Genomic DNA, 18,626 nt, shown 5'->3' on the forward strand with positions numbered 1-18,626 from the left:
GATCAACGGAGGGCGAACGCAGCCACCATGGCCGACCCCGCCGCGGGCAGACGGGCCTGTACGCCCTGCTCGCGCACCATGTCGCGCGCCCGGCGCGCCTCCGCCCAGACGGGCGAGGGGAAGTGGCTGTCCCAGTCGAAGCGGGCGATCACGTGCCAGTGCAGGTGCGGGACCATGTTGCCGAGCGTGGCCACGTTCATCTTGGCGGGCGCCAGCGCATCGCGCAGCGCACGCTCCACCGCCACCACCACGCGCATGCACTCGGCACGCTCGTCGTCCGGCAGGTCGGAGAACTCGGCCACGTGCGCCGTCCACACCACACGGTAGAACGCCGGAAAGCCCGCCTCCTGTGCATGGATCACGCGCCACTGCGCGCCCTGGGCGACCACGCGGCCGCCCGGCTCGTCGCACAGCGGGCAGCCTGCGACCACGCTCACACCAGCACCCGCTCGATCCCGCCCGCGTTGGCGGCCGACACGTACTCGGGCATCCAGTTCTCGCCCAGGATGCGGCGCGCCATCTCGACCACGATGTAGTCGGCTTCGAGCAGGCCGTTGTTCAGGTCATTGCCGTAGCGCGACAGGCCCTGCAGGCAGCTGGGGCAGCTGGTGAGGATCTTCACGTCGCCCTGCGCCGGCAGTGCATGGGTGGCGCGCAGCGCGGCCTCGCCCTTCTTCAGCTCCTCTTCCTTGCGGAAGCGGATCTGCGTGGAGATGTCGGGCCGCGTCACGCCCAGCGTGCCCGACTCGCCGCAGCAGCGGTCGCTCTTGAGCACCTGCTCGCCCACCAGCGACTTGACCGTCTTCATCGGGTCCTGCAGCTTCATGGGCGTGTGGCAGGGGTCGTGGTAGAGGTAGGCGGCGGCGTTGGCCTCGAGCTTGATGCCCTTCTCCAGCAGGTATTCGTGGATGTCGATGATCCGGCAGCCGGGGAAGATCTTGTCGAACTGGTAGCCCTGCAGCTGGTCGTAGCAGGTGCCGCAGCTCACCACCACGGTCTTGATGTCCAGGTAGTTGAGCGTGTTGGCCACGCGGTGGAACAGCACCCGGTTGTCGGTGATCATCTGCTCGGCCTTGTCGAACTGGCCCGAGCCGCGCTGCGGATAGCCGCAGCACAGGTAGCCCGGCGGCAGCACCGTCTGCACGCCCGCATGCCACAGCATGGCCTGCGTCGCCAGGCCCACCTGCGAGAACAGCCGCTCCGAGCCGCAGCCCGGGAAGTAGAAGACCGCCTCGGTCTCGGGCGTCGTGGCCTTGGGGTTGCGGATGATCGGGACGTAGTCGGCGTCCTCGATGTCCAGCAGCGCGCGCGCCGTCTTCTTGGGCAGGCCGCCGGGCATCTTCTTGTTGACGAAGTGGATGACCTGTTCCTTGATCGGCGCCGTGCCCAGGCTGGCCGGCGGGTGCGCGGTCTGCTTCTTCGCAGCGGGCCGCAGCAGGTCGTTGGCCAGGCGCTGGGCCTTGAAGCCCACCTCCACCATGCCGGCGCGCATGGCCTTGATGGTCGACGGATTGGTCGCGTTGAGGAAGAACATGGCCGCCGCGTTGCCGGGGCGGAAGCTCTTCTGGCCCATCTTGCGCAGCAGGTTGCGCATGTTCATCGACACGTCGCCGAAGTCGATCTTCACCGGGCAGGGCGTCAGGCACTTGTGGCACACGGTGCAGTGGTCGGCCACGTCCTCGAACTCCTGCCAATGCTGGATCGACACGCCACGGCGTGTCTGCTCCTCGTACAGGAAGGCCTCCACCAGCAGCGAGGTGGCAAGGATCTTGTTGCGCGGGCTGTAGAGCAGGTTGGCGCGCGGCACGTGGGTGGCGCACACCGGCTTGCACTTGCCGCAGCGCAGGCAGTCCTTGACCGAGTCGGCGATGGCGCCGATGTCGGACTGCTGCATGATGATCGACTCGTGCCCCATCAACCCGAAGCTGGGGGTGTAGGCGTTGGTGAGGTCGGCATGGCGGGCATCGGCCGGCGCCGCATCGCCGCGCAGCAGCTTGCCCTTGTTGAAGCGGCCTTCCGGGTCGACCTGCTGCTTGTACCGCGCGAAGGGCGCCAACTCTTCGTCCGACAGGAACTCCAGCTTGGTGATGCCGATGCCGTGCTCGCCCGAGATCACGCCATCCAGGCTGCGCGCAAGCTTCATGATGCGCTCCACGGCCTCGTGCGCCGTCTGCAGCATCTCGTAGTCGTCGCTGTTGACGGGGATGTTGGTGTGCACGTTGCCGTCGCCGGCATGCATGTGCAGCGCCACCCATACGCGGCCCTTGAGCACGCGCTTGTGGATGGCCTCGCACTCGGAAAGGATCGGCGCGAATTCGCTGCCACCGAAGATCTTGGCCAGCGGGGCGCGGATCTCGGTCTTCCAGCTGGCGCGCAGCGAATGGTCCTGCAGCTGCGGGAACAGCGCTTCTACGTCGCCCAACCAGCTCTGCCAGCGGCCGCGCACCTCGCGCACCAGCGCCACGGCCTGCTGCACGCGGCCTTCCAGCAGCTCGGCGGCGGGAATCTCGTGCGCGTCGTCGCTCTTGCCCAGCGGCAGGTTGCCGCGCGAGAGGAAGGCCTCCAGCTCGTGCGTGAGCCGGATCTTGTTGCGCAGCGACAGCTCGATGTTGATGCGCTCGATGCCGTCGGTGTACTCAGCCATCCGCGGCAAGGGGATCACCACGTCCTCGTTGATCTTGAAGGCGTTGGTGTGGCGGCTGATGGCCGCGGTGCGCTTGCGGTCCAGCCAGAACTTCTTGCGCGCCTCGGGGCTGATGGCGATGAAGCCTTCGCCCGAGCGCGAATTGGCGATGCGCACCACCTCGCTGGTGACGCGGGCGACGGCGTCGGCATCGTCGCCGCTGATGTCGCCGAACAGTACCATCTTGGGCAGGCCGCCGCCGTGCTTCTTGCTCTTGGTGGCGTAGCCCACAGCCTTCAGGTAGCGGTCGTCCAGGTGCTCCAGGCCCGCCAGCAGCACGCCCGAGCGCTTCTGCTCCGCGAACATGAAGTCCTTGATCTCGACGATCGAAGGCACCGCGTCCTTGGCATTGCCGAAGAACTCCAGGCAGACAGTGCGGGTGTGCGCCGGCATGCGGTGCACCACCCAGCGGCAGCTGGTGATCAGGCCGTCGCAGCCCTCCTTCTGGATGCCGGGCAGCCCGGCCAGGAACTTGTCGGTGACGTCCTTGCCCAGGCCTTCCTTGCGGAAGGTGCGGCCGGGAATCTCCAGCCGCTCGCTGCGCAACGGGGTCTTGCCGTCGGCGGCGAAGTACTGCAGCTCGAAGACGGCGCTGTCGACGTCGTGGATCTTGCCCAGGTTGTGGCCCAGGCGCGTGACTTCCAGCCACTCGGCCTGCGGCGTGACCATGCGCCAGGAGGCCAGGTTGTCCAGCGCCGTGCCCCACAGCACGGCCTTCTTGCCGCCGGCGTTCATGGCCACGTTGCCGCCCACGCACGACGCCTCGGCCGAGGTCGGGTCGACCGCGAAGACGAAGCCTGCGCGTTCGGCCGCATCGGCCACGCGCTGCGTCACGACGCCGGCCTCGGTCCAGATGGTGGGCACCGCGCCGTCCACGCCGGGCAGGCTCGTCATCTCGACCTCGGTCATGGCTTCGAGCTTCTCGGTGTTGATCACCACGCTCTTCCAGGTCAGCGGAATGGCGCCGCCGGTGTAGCCGGTGCCGCCGCCGCGCGGGATGATGGTCAGGCCCAGTTCGATGCAGGCGGCCACCAGCGCGGCCATCTCCGCCTCGGTGTCGGGCACCAGCACCACGAAGGGGTATTCGACCCGCCAGTCGGTGGCGTCGGTCACGTGGGCCACGCGCGAGAGGCCGTCGAACTTGATGTTGTCGCGCGCGGTGCAGCGGCGCAGCACGCGCTGGGCCTTCTGGCGCAGGGCGGCCAGTTCGTCGAAGTGGGCGGAGAAGCCGTCGATGGCCTGGCGCACCAGCGTCAGCAGTTCGCCGACCAGCGTGTCGCGCTGCGCGTCGTCCTGCGGCGTGCGGCGGCGCTGCACCTCGGTCAGGCGGTGGCGCAGGGCGTCGACCAGCTGGCCGCGGCGGCGCGGGTTGTCCAGCAGGTCATCCACCAGGTAGGGGTTGCGCTGCACCACCCAGATATCGCCCAGCACCTCGTACAGCATGCGGGCGGAGCGGCCCGTGCGGCGCTCGTCACGCAGGCTCTGCAGCAGCTCCCAGGCCCGGCTGCCGAGCAGCCGGATCACGATCTCGCGATCGGAGAAGCTGGTGTAGTTGTACGGAATCTCGCGCAGACGCGCCGGCTCGGCGGCCTGCGACAGCAGCGCATTGAGCGCGGTCGGGGCATTCATCGGGGGAAGGCGCCACGGCAGGGCGCCTCGCGCCCTTGAACCGGGGGGCGGATTTTAGTCGGCGAGCCCGGCGCTAGCGGGGAGCCGGGTCATCCTGACGGGTGCCTGCGCCGCGCTCCTCGTCGCACAGGGCCTGCGCAAGCGCGGACTCAATGCGCGCCAGGCGCTCCGGCTCCAGCCCCTGCAACTGCGCAAGCGCGATGCGCCGCTCCCTGAGCAGCCATACGAACAACAACTCCAGCCAGGGATAGCGGTAGTCGTACTTGTCGCTGATCTCCCGCCGCCGACGATGGAGCAGTTCCTGCAAGTCCCACAACTCATCGGCCGTGGACAGGGTCGCCGCCGTTTCCCGGACCTGCGCGATCAGCTCGGCGAGTTCCGATTGCAGCGCCGCGTCGAAGACGCTCCGCGAGATCTTCTTTTCCGTGGGGGACCAAGAACTCCCGTGCAACATGCGATCACCATAACCGGGTTTGCACCGCGCGCTCAACTCCGTGTGCTCCACGCGGCGCATCACGCACCGTCGGGGCGTTCATTGGAGAGGGAAGCCATGGCAGGCGCGTCGTGCGGTTGAACCAGGGGGCATTGCGGTCGCCGCTCGACCCCGGCGCCCTCGCGGGGCCACTGAAGGTTGGCAGCGCAGGCCGTGCAGCTAGACGGTGATCTCGATCCGATTGCCTTCCGGATCGAGCACGACGCTTTCGTAGTAGCCGTCTCCCGTACGCCGCGGGCCATCGAGCAACGGCGAGCCACGACGCTCTAGCTCCCGGGTCAGCGCGTCGACCCGGGCCTCGCTGCCCACGGCCATGGCCAGATGGGTAAGCCCCATGCGCTGGCTGCCAGGTGCGCACGCAATGGGCGCAAGGGTCGTCGTGGTCATGAACTCGATGCGCGCGCCGTCTTCGAAGACCACGAAGCGGGACGCGAATCCCTTCGTGAGGTTCTGGTACAGCGGCCCAGGCTGTCCGCCGAAGGCCTCCGAATAGAAGGCGCACATGGCGTCCAGGTCGTTTACCCAAAGGGCGACGTGATCGATGCGTGGCATGAGACTGGAGAAGGAAACGACGGTCGCGGGCAGCGGATTTTCAAGCCCTGTCGTCGTCCGCGAACACCGCACCGCGGGTGGCGAGCAGTTCGCGCAGCACCGAGCGATGGCAGCGGCTCTCATGCTCGCAATAGCAGCCCACGGACAGGTTGGCGTCGCGCGACAGGACGGCCAGCAGGTCGAGCGACTGCTGGGCCTCCGGCGTGTTCAGCTCCGCCTTGAACTTGCGGACGAAGGCGGACCATTGCTGCGGCGTCTCGGCCTCGCGCCCCTGCTTCATGGTGTCGGCGGAGGGCGCCAGGACCGGGAACCAGACGTCGTACCAGTTGCCGGACGCAAAGGCTGCCTTGGGTACACCGCGAGGCGGGCGGCGGACGGTTCCGATGCGCGTGCCTTCGTCGGCGGCACGCGGCGATCCCAACTGAACGACTCGAAGCGGCATGGACGCTCCCGGCAATGACAAGGGGCGCCATCGTACGGCCACCCGTGGCAGACAGGCTGGGCATCAGCCGCGGCTTTGGCAGCGCGGCATGCGGGTCCCGAGAGGCCCGGGGGCCTACGCCAGGGCCGGCCGCGAAGCCGTGACTAGAACAGCACCCGGCTCTTGATCGTCCCGGGCACCTTGGCCAGCGCCTCGTGCGCCACGTCGGACGAGGCAGCATCCACGTCGGTCACCACGTAGCCGACCTTGTCGTTGGTCTGCAGGTACTGCGCGGCGATGTTGATGTGGTGGTCGGCAAAGACCTGGTTCACCGCCGACAGCACGCCCGGCACGTTGTGGTGGATGTGCAGAAGGCGGTGCTTGCCCGGATGCGCCGGCAGCGCCACTTCGGGAAAGTTGACCGAGCGCGTGGTGGTGCCGTTGTCGCTGTAGCGCACCAGCTTCTCGGCCACCTCGACGCCGATGTTGGCCTGGGCCTCCATGGTCGAGCCGCCGATGTGCGGCGTGAGGATGACGTTGTCCAGCCCGCGCAGCGGCGACTGGAACTCGTCCTTGTTGCTCTTGGGTTCCTTGGGGAAGACGTCGATGGCGGCACCCAGCAGCCGGCGCTCGCGCAGCGCGGCGGCCAGCGCCTCGATGACCACCACCGTGCCGCGCGAGGCATTGATGAGGATGGCGCCGGGCTTCATGGCCGCGAGCTCGGCCTCGCCCATCATCCATTGCGTGGAAGGCAGCTCGGGCACGTGCAGGCTCACGATGTCGGCGTGGCCCAGCAGCTCGTTCAGGCTGCGGGCCTGGCGCGCATTGCCCAGCGGCAGCTTGGCCACCACGTCGTGGAAGACCACGTGCATGCCCAGCGCCTCGGCCAGCACCGACAGCTGGGCGCCGATGGAGCCGTAGCCCACGATGCCCAGCGTCTTGCCGCGGATCTCGAAGGCGTTCTCGGCGGTCTTGAGCCAGCCGCCGCGATGGGCCGCCGCGTTCTTCTCGGGCACGCCGCGCAGCAGCAGGATGGCCTCGGCCAGCACCAGCTCGGCCACCGAGCGGGTGTTGGAGTACGGTGCGTTGAACACGGCCACGCCATGCTCGCGCGCCGCGTCCAGGTCGATCTGGTTGGTGCCGATGCAGAAGGCGCCCACGGCCACCAGCTTTGGCGCGGCCACGAACACCTCGGCTGTGAGCTGCGTGCGCGAGCGGATGCCCAGGAAATGCACGTCCGCCAGCCTGGCCTTGAGCTCTTCGCCTTCCAGGGCGCCCGGCAGCGTCTCCACCTGGGTGTAGCCGGAGGCCTGCAGCAGTTCGACCGCGGAAGGATGGATGCCCTCCAGCAACAGGAACTTGATCTTGGCCTTGTCCAGCGAGGTGGTCTTCGTCATGCCCGGCATCAACACGTTTGTCAAAACGGTCGAGTATGGTTCAAGCCTGCTGCACCGCCGCAGCGCGGCCGGCCCACCCCGGCCGCAAAAAGGGTTTCCCCGCTTGAGCATGGACCGCCTGCCATGCGACAACCCGCCGTCACGCTGTCACAGAACAGCCATAGTCTCTTCACTTTTGTCATTCGCATCCAGGAGTCTTCATGCGATTCACGCAACTTGCTGCAGCCGCCACCGTGGCCGTCATGGCCGCCGTCCCGGCGCACGCACAGACCGAGATCCAGTGGTGGCACGCCATGAGCGGCCCGCTGGGCGAGTGGGTTAACGACCTCGCCAAGCAGTACAACGAAAGTCAGAAGGAATACAAGGTCGTGCCCACCTTCAAGGGCACCTATGACGAGTCGATGACGGCCGCCATTGCCGCCTTCCGCTCGGGCAATGCGCCGCACATCCTGCAGGTCTTCGAAGTGGGCACCGCCACGATGATGGCCTCCAAGGCCGCGATCAAGCCGGTGGCCGAGGTGATGAAGGAAAGCGGCGTGAGCTTCGACCCCAAGGCCTACATCCCCGCCGTGGCCGGCTACTACACGGCCCCCAACGGCCAGATGCTGAGCCTGCCCTTCAACAGCTCGACGACGATCTTCTACTACAACAAGGACGCCTTCAAGGCGGCCGGCCTCGACCCCGAGAAGGCGCCCAAGACCTGGCCCGAGGTCGTCGCCGCCGCCGCCAAGCTCAAGGCCAGCGGCCACAAGTGCCCCTTCACCACCAGCTGGATCAGCTGGACGCAACTGGAGAGCTTCTCGACCTGGCACAACACGCTGTTCGCGACGCGCAACAACGGCTTCGGCGGCACCGATGCGCGCCTGGCCTTCAATTCGCCGCTGCACGTGCGCCACTTCGAGAACCTGGCCAACATGGCGAAGCAGGGCCTGTTCGTCTACAAGGGCCGCGGCAACGTGCCGGACGCCGCCTTCCCGGCGGGTGAATGCGCCATGATGACCGGCTCGTCGGGCCTGTACGCCCGCGTGGCCAAGGACGCCAAGTTCGCCTACGGCCTGTCCACCCTGCCCTACTACCCCGACGTCGAAGGTTCGCCGCAGAACACCGTGATCGGCGGCGCCAGCCTGTGGGTCATGGCCGGCAAGAAGCCCACTGAATACAAGGGCGTGGCGGACTTCTTCAAGTTCCTGTCCAACGCCGACGTGCAATCGGCCAGCCACAAGCGCACCGGCTATCTGCCGATCACCCTGGCGGCCTACGAGCTGACCGAGAAGTCGGGCTTCTACAAGGAAAAGCCGGGCACCGACGTGGCCGTGACGCAGATGATCCGCAAGACGACCGACAAGTCGCGCGGCATCCGCCTGGGCAACTTCGTGCAGATCCGCACCATCATCGACGAGGAAACCGAGCAGATCTGGTCGGGCAAGAAGAGCGCCAAGGAAGCCCTGGACGCCGCGGTGCAACGCGGCAACGAGCAACTGGAGCGCTTCCAGAAGGCGAACCGGGGCTGATGCCCACCGCGCGGTTCGCGGCGCGCCAGCGGCCCTCGCCTGCCCACCCTGCCAGGTGGGCATTCAAGCTGCCGGCAAGCTGACGTCGCAGTAGACTCGCACGCCCGCGCTGACGCCAGCCGGGCGTTTTCGTTTCAGAGCCCCATGGAAAAACGCGTCCTCTTCCGATCCTCCTGGCTGCCCTGGGTGCTCATCGCGCCGCAGATGGCGGTGATCCTGGTCTTCTTCTTCTGGCCCGCCAGCCAGGCCGTGCTGCAGTCGATGCAGAGCGAGGACGCCTTCGGCACGTCGACCGTGTTCGTGGGGCTGGAGAACTTCCAGCACCTCTTCCAGGACCCTGCCTACATCGAGTCCTTCAAGGTCACCGCCATCTTCTCGGTGCTGGTGGCCGGCTGCGGCATCGCGCTGTCGCTGGTGCTGGCCATCTTTGCCGACCGCATCCTGCGCGGGGCGCTGGCGTACAAGACCTTCCTGATCATTCCCTATGCCGTGGCACCGGCCATTGCGGGCGTGCTGTGGGTGTTCATGTTCTCGCCCTCCATCGGCGTGGTGGCCTACGGCCTGCGCAAGATGGGCTACGACTGGAACCATCTGATCAATTCCAACCAGGCGCTGACGCTGATCGTGGTGGCGGCGGTGTGGAAGCAGATCTCCTACAACTTCCTGTTCTTCCTGGCCGGGCTGCAGTCGATCCCCAAGGCGCTGATCGAGGCGGCTTCCATCGACGGCGCCGGGCCGCTGCGGCGCTTCTGGACCATCCAGTTCCCGCTGCTGTCGCCCACCACCTTCTTCCTCCTGGTGATCAACGTGGTGTATGCCTTCTTCGACACCTTCGCGCTGGTGCATGCCACCACCGAGGGCGGCCCGGGGCGCGACACCGCCATCCTGGTCTACAAGGTGTGGCACGACGGCTTCCGCGCGCTGGACCTCGGCGGCTCGGCCGCGCAGTCGGTGGTGCTGATGCTGATCGTGGTCGCGTTGACCGTGGTGCAGTTCCGCTACGTCGAGAAGAAGGTGCAGTACTGATGATGAGGCCCGCCCCCAGTCTTCGCGCACTTCGTGTCGCTTCGCCACCCCCCTCACGGGGGCACACCCAGCGGCCTGGCGAAGCCAGTTCCGCGGGTGTCGCGCGCGTGGCCTGCTCCGCGGCCTTCGCAATCCTGACCCACCTGCTGGAGTCGCATCATGGTTGAGCGCCGCCCGGGCCTGACGGTCCTTTCGCATGTGGTGCTCCTGCTGGGCATCCTGATCATCGCCTTCCCGATCTACCTGGCCTTCGTGGCCTCGACCCACACGCGCGACGAGATCGTGCAGGTGCCCATGCCGCTCACGCCCGGCAAGCACCTGGTGGAGAACTACACCGCCGCCCTCACCGGCACCGCCGAGACGCAGGGCTCCAAGGCGGCGGTCGGACGCATGATGTGGGTCAGCCTGGTCACGGCACTGGTGATCGCCATCGGCAAGATCGCCATCTCGCTGCTGTCGGCCTTTGCCATCGTGTACTTCCGCTTCCCGTTCAAGAAGCTCGTCTTCTGGATGATCTTCGTGACGCTGATGCTGCCGGTGGAGGTGCGCATCCTGCCCACCTACAAGGTCCTGTCGGACCTCAACATGCTCAACACCTATGCGGGCCTGACGGTGCCGCTGATCGCCTCGGCCACGGCCACCTTCCTGTTCCGGCAGTTCTTCCTGTCGGTGCCGGACGAGTTGGTCGAGGCGGCGCGCATCGATGGCGCGGGGCCCATGCGCTTCTTCAAGGACGTGCTGGTGCCGCTGTCGCAGACCTCGATCGCGGCGCTGTTCGTCATCCAGTTCATCTACGGCTGGAACCAGTACCTCTGGCCGCTGCTGGCCACCACCACCGAGGACATGTACCCGGTCGTGATCGGCATCAAGCGGATGATCGCCAGCGGCGATGCGGCCAACGACTGGAACATCATCATGGCGACGGCCATCCTGGCGCTGCTGCCGCCGGCCGTGGTGGTGGTGCTGATGCAGAAGTGGTTCGTCAAGGGCCTCGTCGACACTGAAAAATGACCACCCCGTTTCTTGCTCACTTCGTGTAGCCGAATCCCCCTCAAGGGGCGACACCGACGGCCCGGCAAAGCCGGTTCCGCGGTGTCTCCCGCCTGAATCGCGCGCTCATTTACGTCGCAACCTATTTCCAGCTCACCTATGTCCGGTATTTCCCTTCGCAACGTCATCAAGCGCTACGGCAAGGGTGCCAAGGCCAATCAGGTCATCCATGGCGTCTCGGCCGATATCCGGGATGGCGAATTCGTCGTCATCGTGGGGCCTTCGGGCTGCGGCAAGTCCACGCTGCTGCGCATGGTGGCGGGGCTGGAGGAAATCTCCGCCGGCGAGATCGCCATCGGCGGGCGGGTGGTCAACGACGTGGAGCCGGCCAAGCGGGACATCGCGATGGTGTTCCAGAACTACGCGCTCTACCCGCACATGACCAACTTCGACAACATGGCCTATGGATTGCGCATCCAGGGCGTGCCGAAGGACGAGATCAAGACCCGGGTGGACAAGGCCGCCAAGATCCTCGAACTGGGCCATCTGCTGGAGCGCAAGCCGCGCGAGCTGTCGGGCGGCCAGCGCCAGCGCGTAGCCATGGGCCGCGCCATCGTGCGCCAGCCGCAGGTCTTCCTGTTCGACGAGCCGCTGTCGAACCTGGACGCCAAGCTGCGCGCCCAGACCCGGCTGGAGATCCAGAAGCTGCACCGCGAGCTGGGCATCACCTCGCTCTTCGTCACGCACGACCAGGTCGAGGCCATGACGCTGGCCCAGCGCATCATCGTGATGAACGGCGGCGTGATGGACCAGTTCGCCACGCCCGAGGAGGTCTACCACCGCCCCGCCACCACCTTCGTGGCCAGCTTCATCGGCTCGCCACCCATGAACCTGCTGAAGAACGCGCCGGGCGTGCCGAGCGGCAAGATCCTCGGCATCCGCCCCGAGCACATCGCGCCGCACGATTCGGGCTGGACCGTGAACGTCGAACAGGTCGAGCTGCTGGGGGCCGAACGCCTGGTCTACGGCCGCATCGGCGACGAGCAGATCGTGATGCGCACCGATGCCGACAAGCCTGCGCCCAAGGTCGGCGACACGCTGCGGCTGGGCGCCAGCGAAGAGCGGCTGCACTGGTTCGACGCCGGATCGGGCAAGCGCCTGGAGTCCTGAATGGCCCCCTGGCCCTATCCCCGCTGGATTGCCCACCGCGGCGCCGGCAAGCTTGCGCCGGAGAACACGCTGGCCGCCTTCCGCCTCGGCGCGGAATACGGCTATCGCATGTTCGAGTGCGACGCCAAACTCAGCCAGGACGGCGTGGTCTTCCTGATGCACGACGCCACGCTGGCGCGCACCACCGGCATGCCCGGCATCGGCGGCGACCAGCCCTGGGCCGCGCTGTCGCAGCTGGACGCGGGCGGCTGGCATTCGCGGCGCTACGCCGGCGAGCCGCTGCCCACGCTGGCCGCGCTGGCGCGCTTCTGCCTGGCGAACGGCCATCTGCTCAACATCGAGATCAAGCCCACGCCCGGTACCGACGCCCAGACCGGTGCCGCCGTCGCGCGCGAGGCCGCGCGGCTGTGGACGGATGCGGCCGTGCCGCCACTGCTCAGCTCCTTCCGCCCCGATGCGCTCGCGGCTGCACGCGATGCGGCTCCCGCCCTGCCTCGGGCCCTGCTGCTCGACGCCATGCGCAGCGACTGGCTGGACATCGCCCGCCAGCTCGGCTGCGTGGCCATCGTCTGCAACCATGCGCTGTGGGACGCGCAGACCGTGGCCGACGCCCGCACTGCCGGCTTCCGGCAGCTGAGCTACACGGTGAACGACGAATGGGCGGCGCAGCGGCTCGTCGATCTGGGCACCGACGGCATCATCACGGACCGGGTCGACCTGTTCTCGCCGGCGGGCTGATCGCCTGATCGTCTGGCGCCCATGCGCGCTTGAAGGGTTTGGGCCTCGGGGGCTATCGCATGCGATGCCCACGCTGCCAGCGCCGGCCGACAGGCCCGGCAGACCGCGCTGCCTATGATCCAGCGGATGCGCCCGACTCCGCGTCTTCTCTGCCTCTTCGCCCTCTGGCTGGCCTTGTGGACGGGCCTGCCCCACCTGCCCACGGCCTGGGCCCAGCCCGCCTCCGGCGCCTCGACCCCGGCCACGCAGGCCGATGCACCGGCCGACATCGCCACGCTGCGATCCCAGCTCACGGCCCTGCCCAAATCGGCCGAGACGAGCGAGGAGGCCCGCCTGCTGGTGCGCCAGGTCGATGCCATCGGCACCGCGGCGCAGAAGCTGATCGACCTGCGCACGGGCCAGCTCAACGACCTGAATGCCCGCCTGGGCGAGCTCGGACCGGCACCGGCAGCTGGAACCACCGAAGACCCCGACATCACGCGCCAGCGCGCCACGCTCACCCGCGAGCGCAATGGCGTCGATGCCGACATCCGCCTGGCGCGGCTGGTGGTGGTCGATGCCCAGCAGCGCGCGACCGAACTGCTGAACAAGCGCCGCCAGGATTTCGAGGCGCGCCTGACCGAACGCACGGCCTCGCCGCTGTCGCCGGTCTTCTGGCGTGGCATCGCCGACGCCTGGCCCGACGACCGGGACCGGCTGCAGCCTCTGCTGGACGAACTGCGTACTGCGGCCGCCGCCAGCCTGTCGCCCGCGAACCGCGGCGTGGTGCTGGGCGCGGTGGCCCTGGTGCTGTTGCTCATCACGCTCGGCAACATGATGGCGGAGCGCGGCCTGGTGGCGCTGGCGCAGCGCATCCTTCCCGGCGGACGCCTACGGCGATCATTGCTGGTGATCGCCGTGGTCTTCGTGAACATGTTGCTGGTGGCGCTGGCGCTGCACGGCTTTCGCGGACTGCTGGAAGACCGGCAGTTGCTGGGCGAGGCGGCGCGGGAACTGATCAAGGAGCTGATCGGCGTCGCGCTGTTCATGACCTTCGTGCTCAGCCTGGGCCGCGCCCTGCTGGCCAATGCGCGGCGTTCCTGGCGCCTGCCGCCCATCGCGGACGCCATGGCGCTGCGGCTGCGGCCCTTTCCGCTGCTGGTCGCCATCGTCGGCGCGCTGGTGTGGATCCCGGCGCAGGTGAATGCGCTGGTGGAGGCCAGCTATGCGGCCCTGCAGGCGACCCAGGCCGCCACGGCCGCCGCCCTGACCCTGCTGGTGGCGCTGCTGATGTTCCGGCTGCGGCCGGCGGCCACGGGCGGTGGCGGCGAGGCGCAGGTCGGCTCCGGGACCGACGCCAGCGGCAGTGCGGATGCCGGCGATGGCCCCATGCCCACCCAGACGATCCGCCCCGTGTGGGTGGGCCTGCTGCGCGGGCTCGTCGGCGTGGTGCTGCTGGCCGTCGTGGCGCTGCTCGTCAGCGGCTACGTGGCGCTGGCCAGCCTGGTGGCCAGCCAGCTGATCTGGACCGGCATCGTGGGCTGTGCCTTCTACGTGCTGTTCAAGTTCGTCGATGACCTGTGCATGGCGCTGCTCGCGGCGCGCAGCGCCACCGGGCAACGGCTGGCGGCCAGCTTCGGCCTGCAGCCCACACGGCTGGACCAGGCCGCGGTGCTGCTGTCGGGCGTGCTGCGGCTGGCGCTTTTCTTCTATCTCGTCATCACGCTGATGGCGCCGCTGGGAACAGGCCCGGAAGAGGTGGTTCAGCGCTCTGGCCAGTTCGGCAGCGGCCTGCAGGTGGGCGAGTTCCAGTTCGTGCCCGCGGCCCTGTTCAGCGCCCTGGCGGTGTTGGTGGCGGGCTTCATCGCCCTGCGAGTGCTGCGCGTCTGGCTGGACACGCGCTACTTCCCGGCCTCGGGCCTGGAGCCCGGCATGCGCAGCTCGCTCACCACGCTGCTGGGCTATGCGGGCGGCGTGCTGGTGGTGGCGATGGCGCTGTCGGCGCTGGGCATCGGCATCAACCGCATCGCCTGGATCGCCAGTGCGCTGTCGGTGGGCATCGGCTTCGGCCTGCAGGCCATCGTGCAGAACTTCATCTCGGGCCTGATCCTGCTGGCCGAACGGCCGGTGAAGGTGGGCGACTGGGTGGTGCTGGGCACCACCGAGGGCGACGTGCGGCGCATCAATGTGCGCGCCACCGAGATTCAGCTGGCCGACCGCTCCACCGTGATCGTGCCCAACTCGGAGTTCATCACCAAGACCGTGCGCAACATGACGCTGGCCAATGCCGAAGGCCGCGTGCTGATCCGCCTGCCGATGCCGCTGGCCAGCGATGCACGCCATGTGCGCGAGCTGATGCTGGCGGCCTGTGCGGCGCATCCGTCCATCCTGCCGACGCCGGCACCGTCGGTGTCGCTGGAGGGCATCGAGAACGGCATGCTGATTTTCCAGGCCATCGCCTACGTCAACAGCCCGCGCGTGGCCGGCGGGGTGAAGAGCGACCTGCTCTTCACCATGCTGGAGGACTTCAAGCGCGCGGGCCTGCCGCTGGTCACGCCGGTGGTGGCGGCAATGCCGCCGGCACCCGCGCCGCTGGCCTGAGCGCCAGAAGGCCGCGGGCAGGGCTGGAACGGGGGCCTGCCGCGATCGATCGGGCTTGTGCTCGGCAGGAACGCCCCGCGGGCGCGCCGCTCACTCGGGCCGGTAATCCATCATCCGGATCGTCTCTCCGAAGCGCTGCCAGTCCGACTTGACCAGCTGCGCGAATTCGGCCGGCGGCGCACCACCCGGTGCAAAGCCGACGTTGAGGTACAGGTCGCGCATCTGCGGCGCGGCGATGGCGCGGGCGATCTCCTGCTGGAGGTGTGCGACCGCGTCGGAAGGCGTGCCGCGGGGCGCGAACACGCCGATCCAGCCATCCATCTCCACGCTCGGATGACCCAGCTCGCGGATGGTGGGCACATCGGGAAAGGCCGGCAGGCGCTTGGGCCCCAGATAGGCCATGGCCTTGAGGCGCCCGGCCTTGATCAGCTGCCCCACCGAGCCGGCCGCCGGGCCCCAGCCCAGCGCAACCTGTCCCCCGGCGATGTCGCGCACCTGATCGCCCGAGGCCTTGTAGTGCACGGCCACCATGTCCACGCCCAGCGACTGGGCCAGCAGCACGCCGCCGAAATGCGAGATGGTGCCGGGGCTGTAGGTGCCGTAGCTCACGCTGCCCCTGGGCTGGGCCTGCAACCATTTGGCCAGACCCGCGAAGTCGTTGGCGGGCATGGACGGGCCGGTCAGCAGCAGCAGACTCCCGCGGCCCATGTCCGTCACCGGCACCAGATCGGTGAGCGTGTTGTACGGCCAGCTCGGATAGGCCTGCGGATTGATGACCACGCCGGCCTGCACGGTGACGAGCAGCGTGTTGCCGTCCGGAGGACTGGTGGCGACCACCTGCCCACCGATCCGGCCCTGGGCGCCGGCGCGGTTCTCCACCAGCACCGGCCGACCCAGGCTCTGGCCCAGGCGGTCGGCCAGAGGCCGCAGCAGCGCGTCCATGCCGCCGCCAGGCTGGTCGGTGGTGACGATGCGCAGGGGCGTCTGCGCGCGCGCCGGCAAGGGCGCGAGGACAGGCAGGGCCGCCAGGCCGGCGGCAAGCAGTTCTCGGCGTTGCATGGGTCTCTCCTCTGGTTGTGTCGTTCGGTGTTGTCGATGCGGGGAAAAACGCTATTGCCGGGCCATCTCCACCAGTGCCAGCAATTCAGGATCGAGGCGCTGCAGCGGATCGAGCTGGTACTCGACGCGGAAAAGCCGTGCCCCCTGAAGCACAAAGGGTGCCTCGTAGTGCGATACCGGGCTGCCACGGTCCAGCCCGATGTCCAGGCCCGAGAAGGACACCTGGCTGTTGAAGCCCAGCATGCGCGTGTCCAGCCGGCCCACCGGCTCGCCGTCCATGAGCAGCGTGGCGGTGCGGGTGGAGGGCATGATGGTCATGCCGATCACCGGCAGCCGCACCCGTACCCAGGGGCCGAGTCGCATCTGCAGGCCCAGCACATGGTGGCCAGGCGTGAAGGGGCGCTCCGAGACGATGAGGTGGTGGCGCCCGCCGACGTTCATGTCGTGCACCAGGTGGCCGTTCTTGAGGTACAGGCTGTAGCCGCAGGTGGCGTCGCCATGGGCCACCAGCACGCCCTGGGCATCGGCGCGGTCGATGCGCACGTAGGCTTCGATGCGGTAGTCGCGACTGCGCACGTCGGGCGCCACGTCGTTGGGCAGGTGGCCCATGCCGGCATGCAGCACGAACTGCGTGCGCGGGCCGTGCACGCGCCGGCCGTTCTCGGCGAAGCGCGGCGCGAAGCGGTCGTCCAGCGGCAGCACCTGGTTGGCCTCGGCCTCGCGCCACCACAGGGTCTTGAGTGCTTCCAGCCGCTCGGGATGCACGGCGGCCAGGTCGCGCGTCTCCGAAAAGTCCTCGTCGAGGTGGTAGAGCTCCCACACGTCGGCCTCGAAGGGCGTGTTGACCGCATGCCAGGCCACGGCCTTCCAGCCCTCGTGCCACAGGCCGCGGTGGCCGAACATCTCGAAGTACTGCGGCCCGCGCTGCCAGGCCGCGGCGGGCTCACGCAGGCAGGCGGCGAAGCTCTGGCCGGTCATGGGCTGCGCGGCGACGCCCTCCACCTGCGTGGGCGGCGCCAGCTTCAGAAGGTCGAGCACCGTGGGTGCCAGATCGCTCACATGGCAGAAGCCCTTCCACAGCGCCCCGTCGCTGGCGATGCCGCGCGGCCAGGAGACGACCAGCGGATCGCGGATGCCACCGCCATGCGTGTTCTGCTTGTAGCGCTTGAGCGGCGTGTTGGCCGTCATGGCCCAGCCGTAAGGGAAGTTGCTGTGGGTGTCGGGCCCCCCGATGTCGTCGATGCGGGCGAGCTTGGTCTGCAGCGTCTCCTGCAGCAGGTTGAAGGGGCCCATGGCATTGACCATGCCGAGCGGGCCGCCCTCCTGGCTGGCGCCGTTGTCGGAGAGCACGAGGATCAGCGTGTCATCGCGCAGGCCCGCTTCCTCCAGGAAGGCGACGAGCCGCCCCAGATGCCGGTCGGCATGGTCGAGCATGGCGGCATAGGCCGCCTGCAGGCGGGTGAACAGGCGCTGCTGCTCGGGCGGAAGGTCGTCCCATGCCTCCACGCCGGGGTTTCGCTCGGGCAGTTGCGTGCCGGGCGGCACGACGCCCATGGCGATCTGGCGCGCCAGGCGGCGGGCGCGCTCCTCGTCCCAGCCGTGGGCGAAGCGCTGGTCATAGTGCGCGATGAGTTCGGCCGGCGCTTGATGCGGCGCGTGGCAGGCACCGAGCGCCAGAAAGGTGAACCAGGGCTGGCGCGGCCGGTCGGCCTGGTGGTCGGCGATCATGCGGATGGCCTGGGTCACCAGGTCCTCGGTCAGGTGGTAGCCGGTCTCGTAGGTGCCGGGCGCGGCGATCAACGTGTTGTCCTGGACCAGCTCGGGGCTGTACTGGTCGGTCTCGGCATCGAGGAAGCCATAGAAGCGGTCGAAGCCGCGGCGCAGCGGCCAGCCGTCGTAGGGGCCGCCGGGGCCGGTCTCGCTGACGGGCGTGACATGCCACTTGCCGACCATGTAGTTGTTGTAGCCGTGTGGACGCAGCATCTCGGCCAGCGTGGGCGCGTCGCGCGCGATCTTGCCGCGGTAGCCGGGGTAGCCCGAGTCGAAGTTGGCCAGGCAGCCCATGCCCACCGCATGGTGGTTGCGCCCCGTGAGCAGCGAGGCGCGCGTGGTCGAGCACATCGCCGTGGTATGGAAGCCGGTGCAACGAACGCCCTGCCGCGCCAGCGCGTCGATGGTGGGTGTGGCGATGTCGGAGCCGTAGCAGCCGAAGTCGGAGAAACCGACGTCGTCGAACAGCACCACCAGCACGTTGGGCGTGCCGGGCTTGGGACGGGCGGGCTCGGGCCACCAGGGGCGCGACTCGGCGAGGGTGCGGCCGGCGTGGCCCTGGTAGGCGGGGGCTTCGGGCGGTTGGGCGGCGGGCATGGCGGGCTCC

At 68.4% G+C, this 18,626-nt stretch carries 14 protein-coding genes; 6 read left to right on the top strand and 8 right to left on the bottom strand.

Features of this window, described 5'->3' with window-relative positions:
* Window positions 1-2 precede the first annotated feature (2 nt).
* The 6 genes from KBC94_RS25175 to serA all read right to left on the bottom strand — a co-directional run bounded on the left by KBC94_RS25175 (window position 3) and on the right by serA (window position 7,175).
* Entirely contained in the window at window positions 3-437 is a 435-nt protein-coding gene (locus KBC94_RS25175; protein WP_294376911.1) for an HIT family protein, read from the bottom strand.
* Window positions 434-4,312: an FAD/FMN-binding oxidoreductase gene (locus KBC94_RS25180; RefSeq protein ID WP_294376914.1), complete on the bottom strand. Its 3,879-nt coding sequence runs from the start codon at window positions 4,310-4,312 to the stop codon at window positions 434-436. The genes KBC94_RS25175 and KBC94_RS25180 overlap by 4 nt, the downstream gene beginning before the upstream one ends.
* 73 nt (window positions 4,313-4,385) lie before the next feature.
* On the bottom strand, window positions 4,386-4,826 hold the full coding sequence (locus tag KBC94_RS25185; RefSeq protein ID WP_294376916.1) for a hypothetical protein: 441 nt from the start codon (window positions 4,824-4,826) through the stop codon (window positions 4,386-4,388).
* Window positions 4,827-4,964: 138 nt separating this feature from the next.
* Complete coding sequence (locus KBC94_RS25190) at window positions 4,965-5,357, bottom strand: VOC family protein (protein ID WP_294376919.1); 393 nt, start codon at window positions 5,355-5,357, stop codon at window positions 4,965-4,967.
* A 40-nt stretch (window positions 5,358-5,397) separates the two neighbouring features.
* Window positions 5,398-5,799, bottom strand: coding sequence for a DUF488 domain-containing protein (locus KBC94_RS25195; RefSeq protein ID WP_294376923.1), 402 nt, complete (start codon window positions 5,797-5,799; stop codon window positions 5,398-5,400).
* Window positions 5,800-5,942: 143 nt separating this feature from the next.
* Window positions 5,943-7,175 (bottom strand): phosphoglycerate dehydrogenase, encoded by a 1,233-nt coding sequence (gene serA, locus KBC94_RS25200; RefSeq protein ID WP_294376926.1) that lies wholly within the window; start codon window positions 7,173-7,175, stop codon window positions 5,943-5,945.
* A gap of 200 nt (window positions 7,176-7,375) precedes the next feature.
* Between serA and ugpB the strand changes: the two genes are divergently transcribed.
* The 6 genes from ugpB to KBC94_RS25230 all read left to right on the top strand — a co-directional run bounded on the left by ugpB (window position 7,376) and on the right by KBC94_RS25230 (window position 15,190).
* On the top strand, window positions 7,376-8,686 hold the full coding sequence (gene ugpB, locus KBC94_RS25205; protein ID WP_294376929.1) for a sn-glycerol-3-phosphate ABC transporter substrate-binding protein UgpB: 1,311 nt from the start codon (window positions 7,376-7,378) through the stop codon (window positions 8,684-8,686).
* A gap of 144 nt (window positions 8,687-8,830) precedes the next feature.
* Window positions 8,831-9,712 (top strand): sn-glycerol-3-phosphate ABC transporter permease UgpA, encoded by an 882-nt coding sequence (ugpA, locus tag KBC94_RS25210; RefSeq protein ID WP_294376932.1) that lies wholly within the window; start codon window positions 8,831-8,833, stop codon window positions 9,710-9,712.
* A 159-nt stretch (window positions 9,713-9,871) separates the two neighbouring features.
* A complete protein-coding gene (gene ugpE / locus KBC94_RS25215; RefSeq protein ID WP_294376933.1) occupies window positions 9,872-10,723 on the top strand; it encodes a sn-glycerol-3-phosphate ABC transporter permease UgpE in 852 nt (283 codons plus the stop codon).
* A 138-nt stretch (window positions 10,724-10,861) separates the two neighbouring features.
* Window positions 10,862-11,872 (top strand): sn-glycerol-3-phosphate import ATP-binding protein UgpC, encoded by a 1,011-nt coding sequence (locus KBC94_RS25220; RefSeq protein WP_294376936.1) that lies wholly within the window; start codon window positions 10,862-10,864, stop codon window positions 11,870-11,872.
* Window positions 11,873-12,610 (top strand): glycerophosphodiester phosphodiesterase, encoded by a 738-nt coding sequence (gene ugpQ, locus KBC94_RS25225; protein WP_294376938.1) that lies wholly within the window; start codon window positions 11,873-11,875, stop codon window positions 12,608-12,610. It begins immediately after the preceding gene.
* A 126-nt stretch (window positions 12,611-12,736) separates the two neighbouring features.
* The gene (locus KBC94_RS25230) at window positions 12,737-15,190 is read left to right on the top strand and encodes a DUF3772 domain-containing protein (protein WP_294376940.1); all 2,454 of its coding nucleotides are present in this window, start codon (window positions 12,737-12,739) and stop codon (window positions 15,188-15,190) included.
* A 90-nt stretch (window positions 15,191-15,280) separates the two neighbouring features.
* Here the strand turns inward: KBC94_RS25230 and KBC94_RS25235 are convergent, their stop codons facing one another.
* Both KBC94_RS25235 and KBC94_RS25240 read right to left on the bottom strand, forming a co-directional pair.
* Window positions 15,281-16,249, bottom strand: coding sequence for a tripartite tricarboxylate transporter substrate binding protein (locus KBC94_RS25235; RefSeq protein ID WP_294376942.1), 969 nt, complete (start codon window positions 16,247-16,249; stop codon window positions 15,281-15,283).
* Window positions 16,250-16,300: 51 nt separating this feature from the next.
* A complete protein-coding gene (locus tag KBC94_RS25240) occupies window positions 16,301-18,616 on the bottom strand; it encodes an arylsulfatase (RefSeq protein WP_294376948.1) in 2,316 nt (771 codons plus the stop codon).
* Window positions 18,617-18,626: the final 10 nt, after the last annotated feature.

Source organism: Pseudacidovorax sp., from assembly GCF_017991995.1.
GTDB lineage: Bacteria > Pseudomonadota > Gammaproteobacteria > Burkholderiales > Burkholderiaceae_C > Xenophilus.

What these genes read in the sequence shown, in the direction of transcription:
- KBC94_RS25180 (WP_294376914.1), bottom strand. Translation starts at nt 4,312, where the DNA reads ATGAATGCCCCGACCGCGCTCAATGCGCTGCTGTCGCAGGCCGCCGAG.
- KBC94_RS25185 (WP_294376916.1), bottom strand. Translation starts at nt 4,826, where the DNA reads ATGCGCCGCGTGGAGCACACGGAGTTGAGCGCGCGGTGCAAACCCGGT.
- KBC94_RS25190 (WP_294376919.1), bottom strand. Translation starts at nt 5,357, where the DNA reads ATGCCACGCATCGATCACGTCGCCCTTTGGGTAAACGACCTGGACGCC.
- KBC94_RS25195 (WP_294376923.1), bottom strand. Translation starts at nt 5,799, where the DNA reads ATGCCGCTTCGAGTCGTTCAGTTGGGATCGCCGCGTGCCGCCGACGAA.
- serA (WP_294376926.1), bottom strand. Translation starts at nt 7,175, where the DNA reads ATGACGAAGACCACCTCGCTGGACAAGGCCAAGATCAAGTTCCTGTTG.
- ugpB (WP_294376929.1), top strand. Translation starts at nt 7,376, where the DNA reads ATGCGATTCACGCAACTTGCTGCAGCCGCCACCGTGGCCGTCATGGCC.
- ugpA (WP_294376932.1), top strand. Translation starts at nt 8,831, where the DNA reads ATGGAAAAACGCGTCCTCTTCCGATCCTCCTGGCTGCCCTGGGTGCTC.
- ugpE (WP_294376933.1), top strand. Translation starts at nt 9,872, where the DNA reads ATGGTTGAGCGCCGCCCGGGCCTGACGGTCCTTTCGCATGTGGTGCTC.
- KBC94_RS25220 (WP_294376936.1), top strand. Translation starts at nt 10,862, where the DNA reads ATGTCCGGTATTTCCCTTCGCAACGTCATCAAGCGCTACGGCAAGGGT.
- ugpQ (WP_294376938.1), top strand. Translation starts at nt 11,873, where the DNA reads ATGGCCCCCTGGCCCTATCCCCGCTGGATTGCCCACCGCGGCGCCGGC.
- KBC94_RS25230 (WP_294376940.1), top strand. Translation starts at nt 12,737, where the DNA reads ATGCGCCCGACTCCGCGTCTTCTCTGCCTCTTCGCCCTCTGGCTGGCC.
- KBC94_RS25235 (WP_294376942.1), bottom strand. Translation starts at nt 16,249, where the DNA reads ATGCAACGCCGAGAACTGCTTGCCGCCGGCCTGGCGGCCCTGCCTGTC.
- KBC94_RS25240 (WP_294376948.1), bottom strand. Translation starts at nt 18,616, where the DNA reads ATGCCCGCCGCCCAACCGCCCGAAGCCCCCGCCTACCAGGGCCACGCC.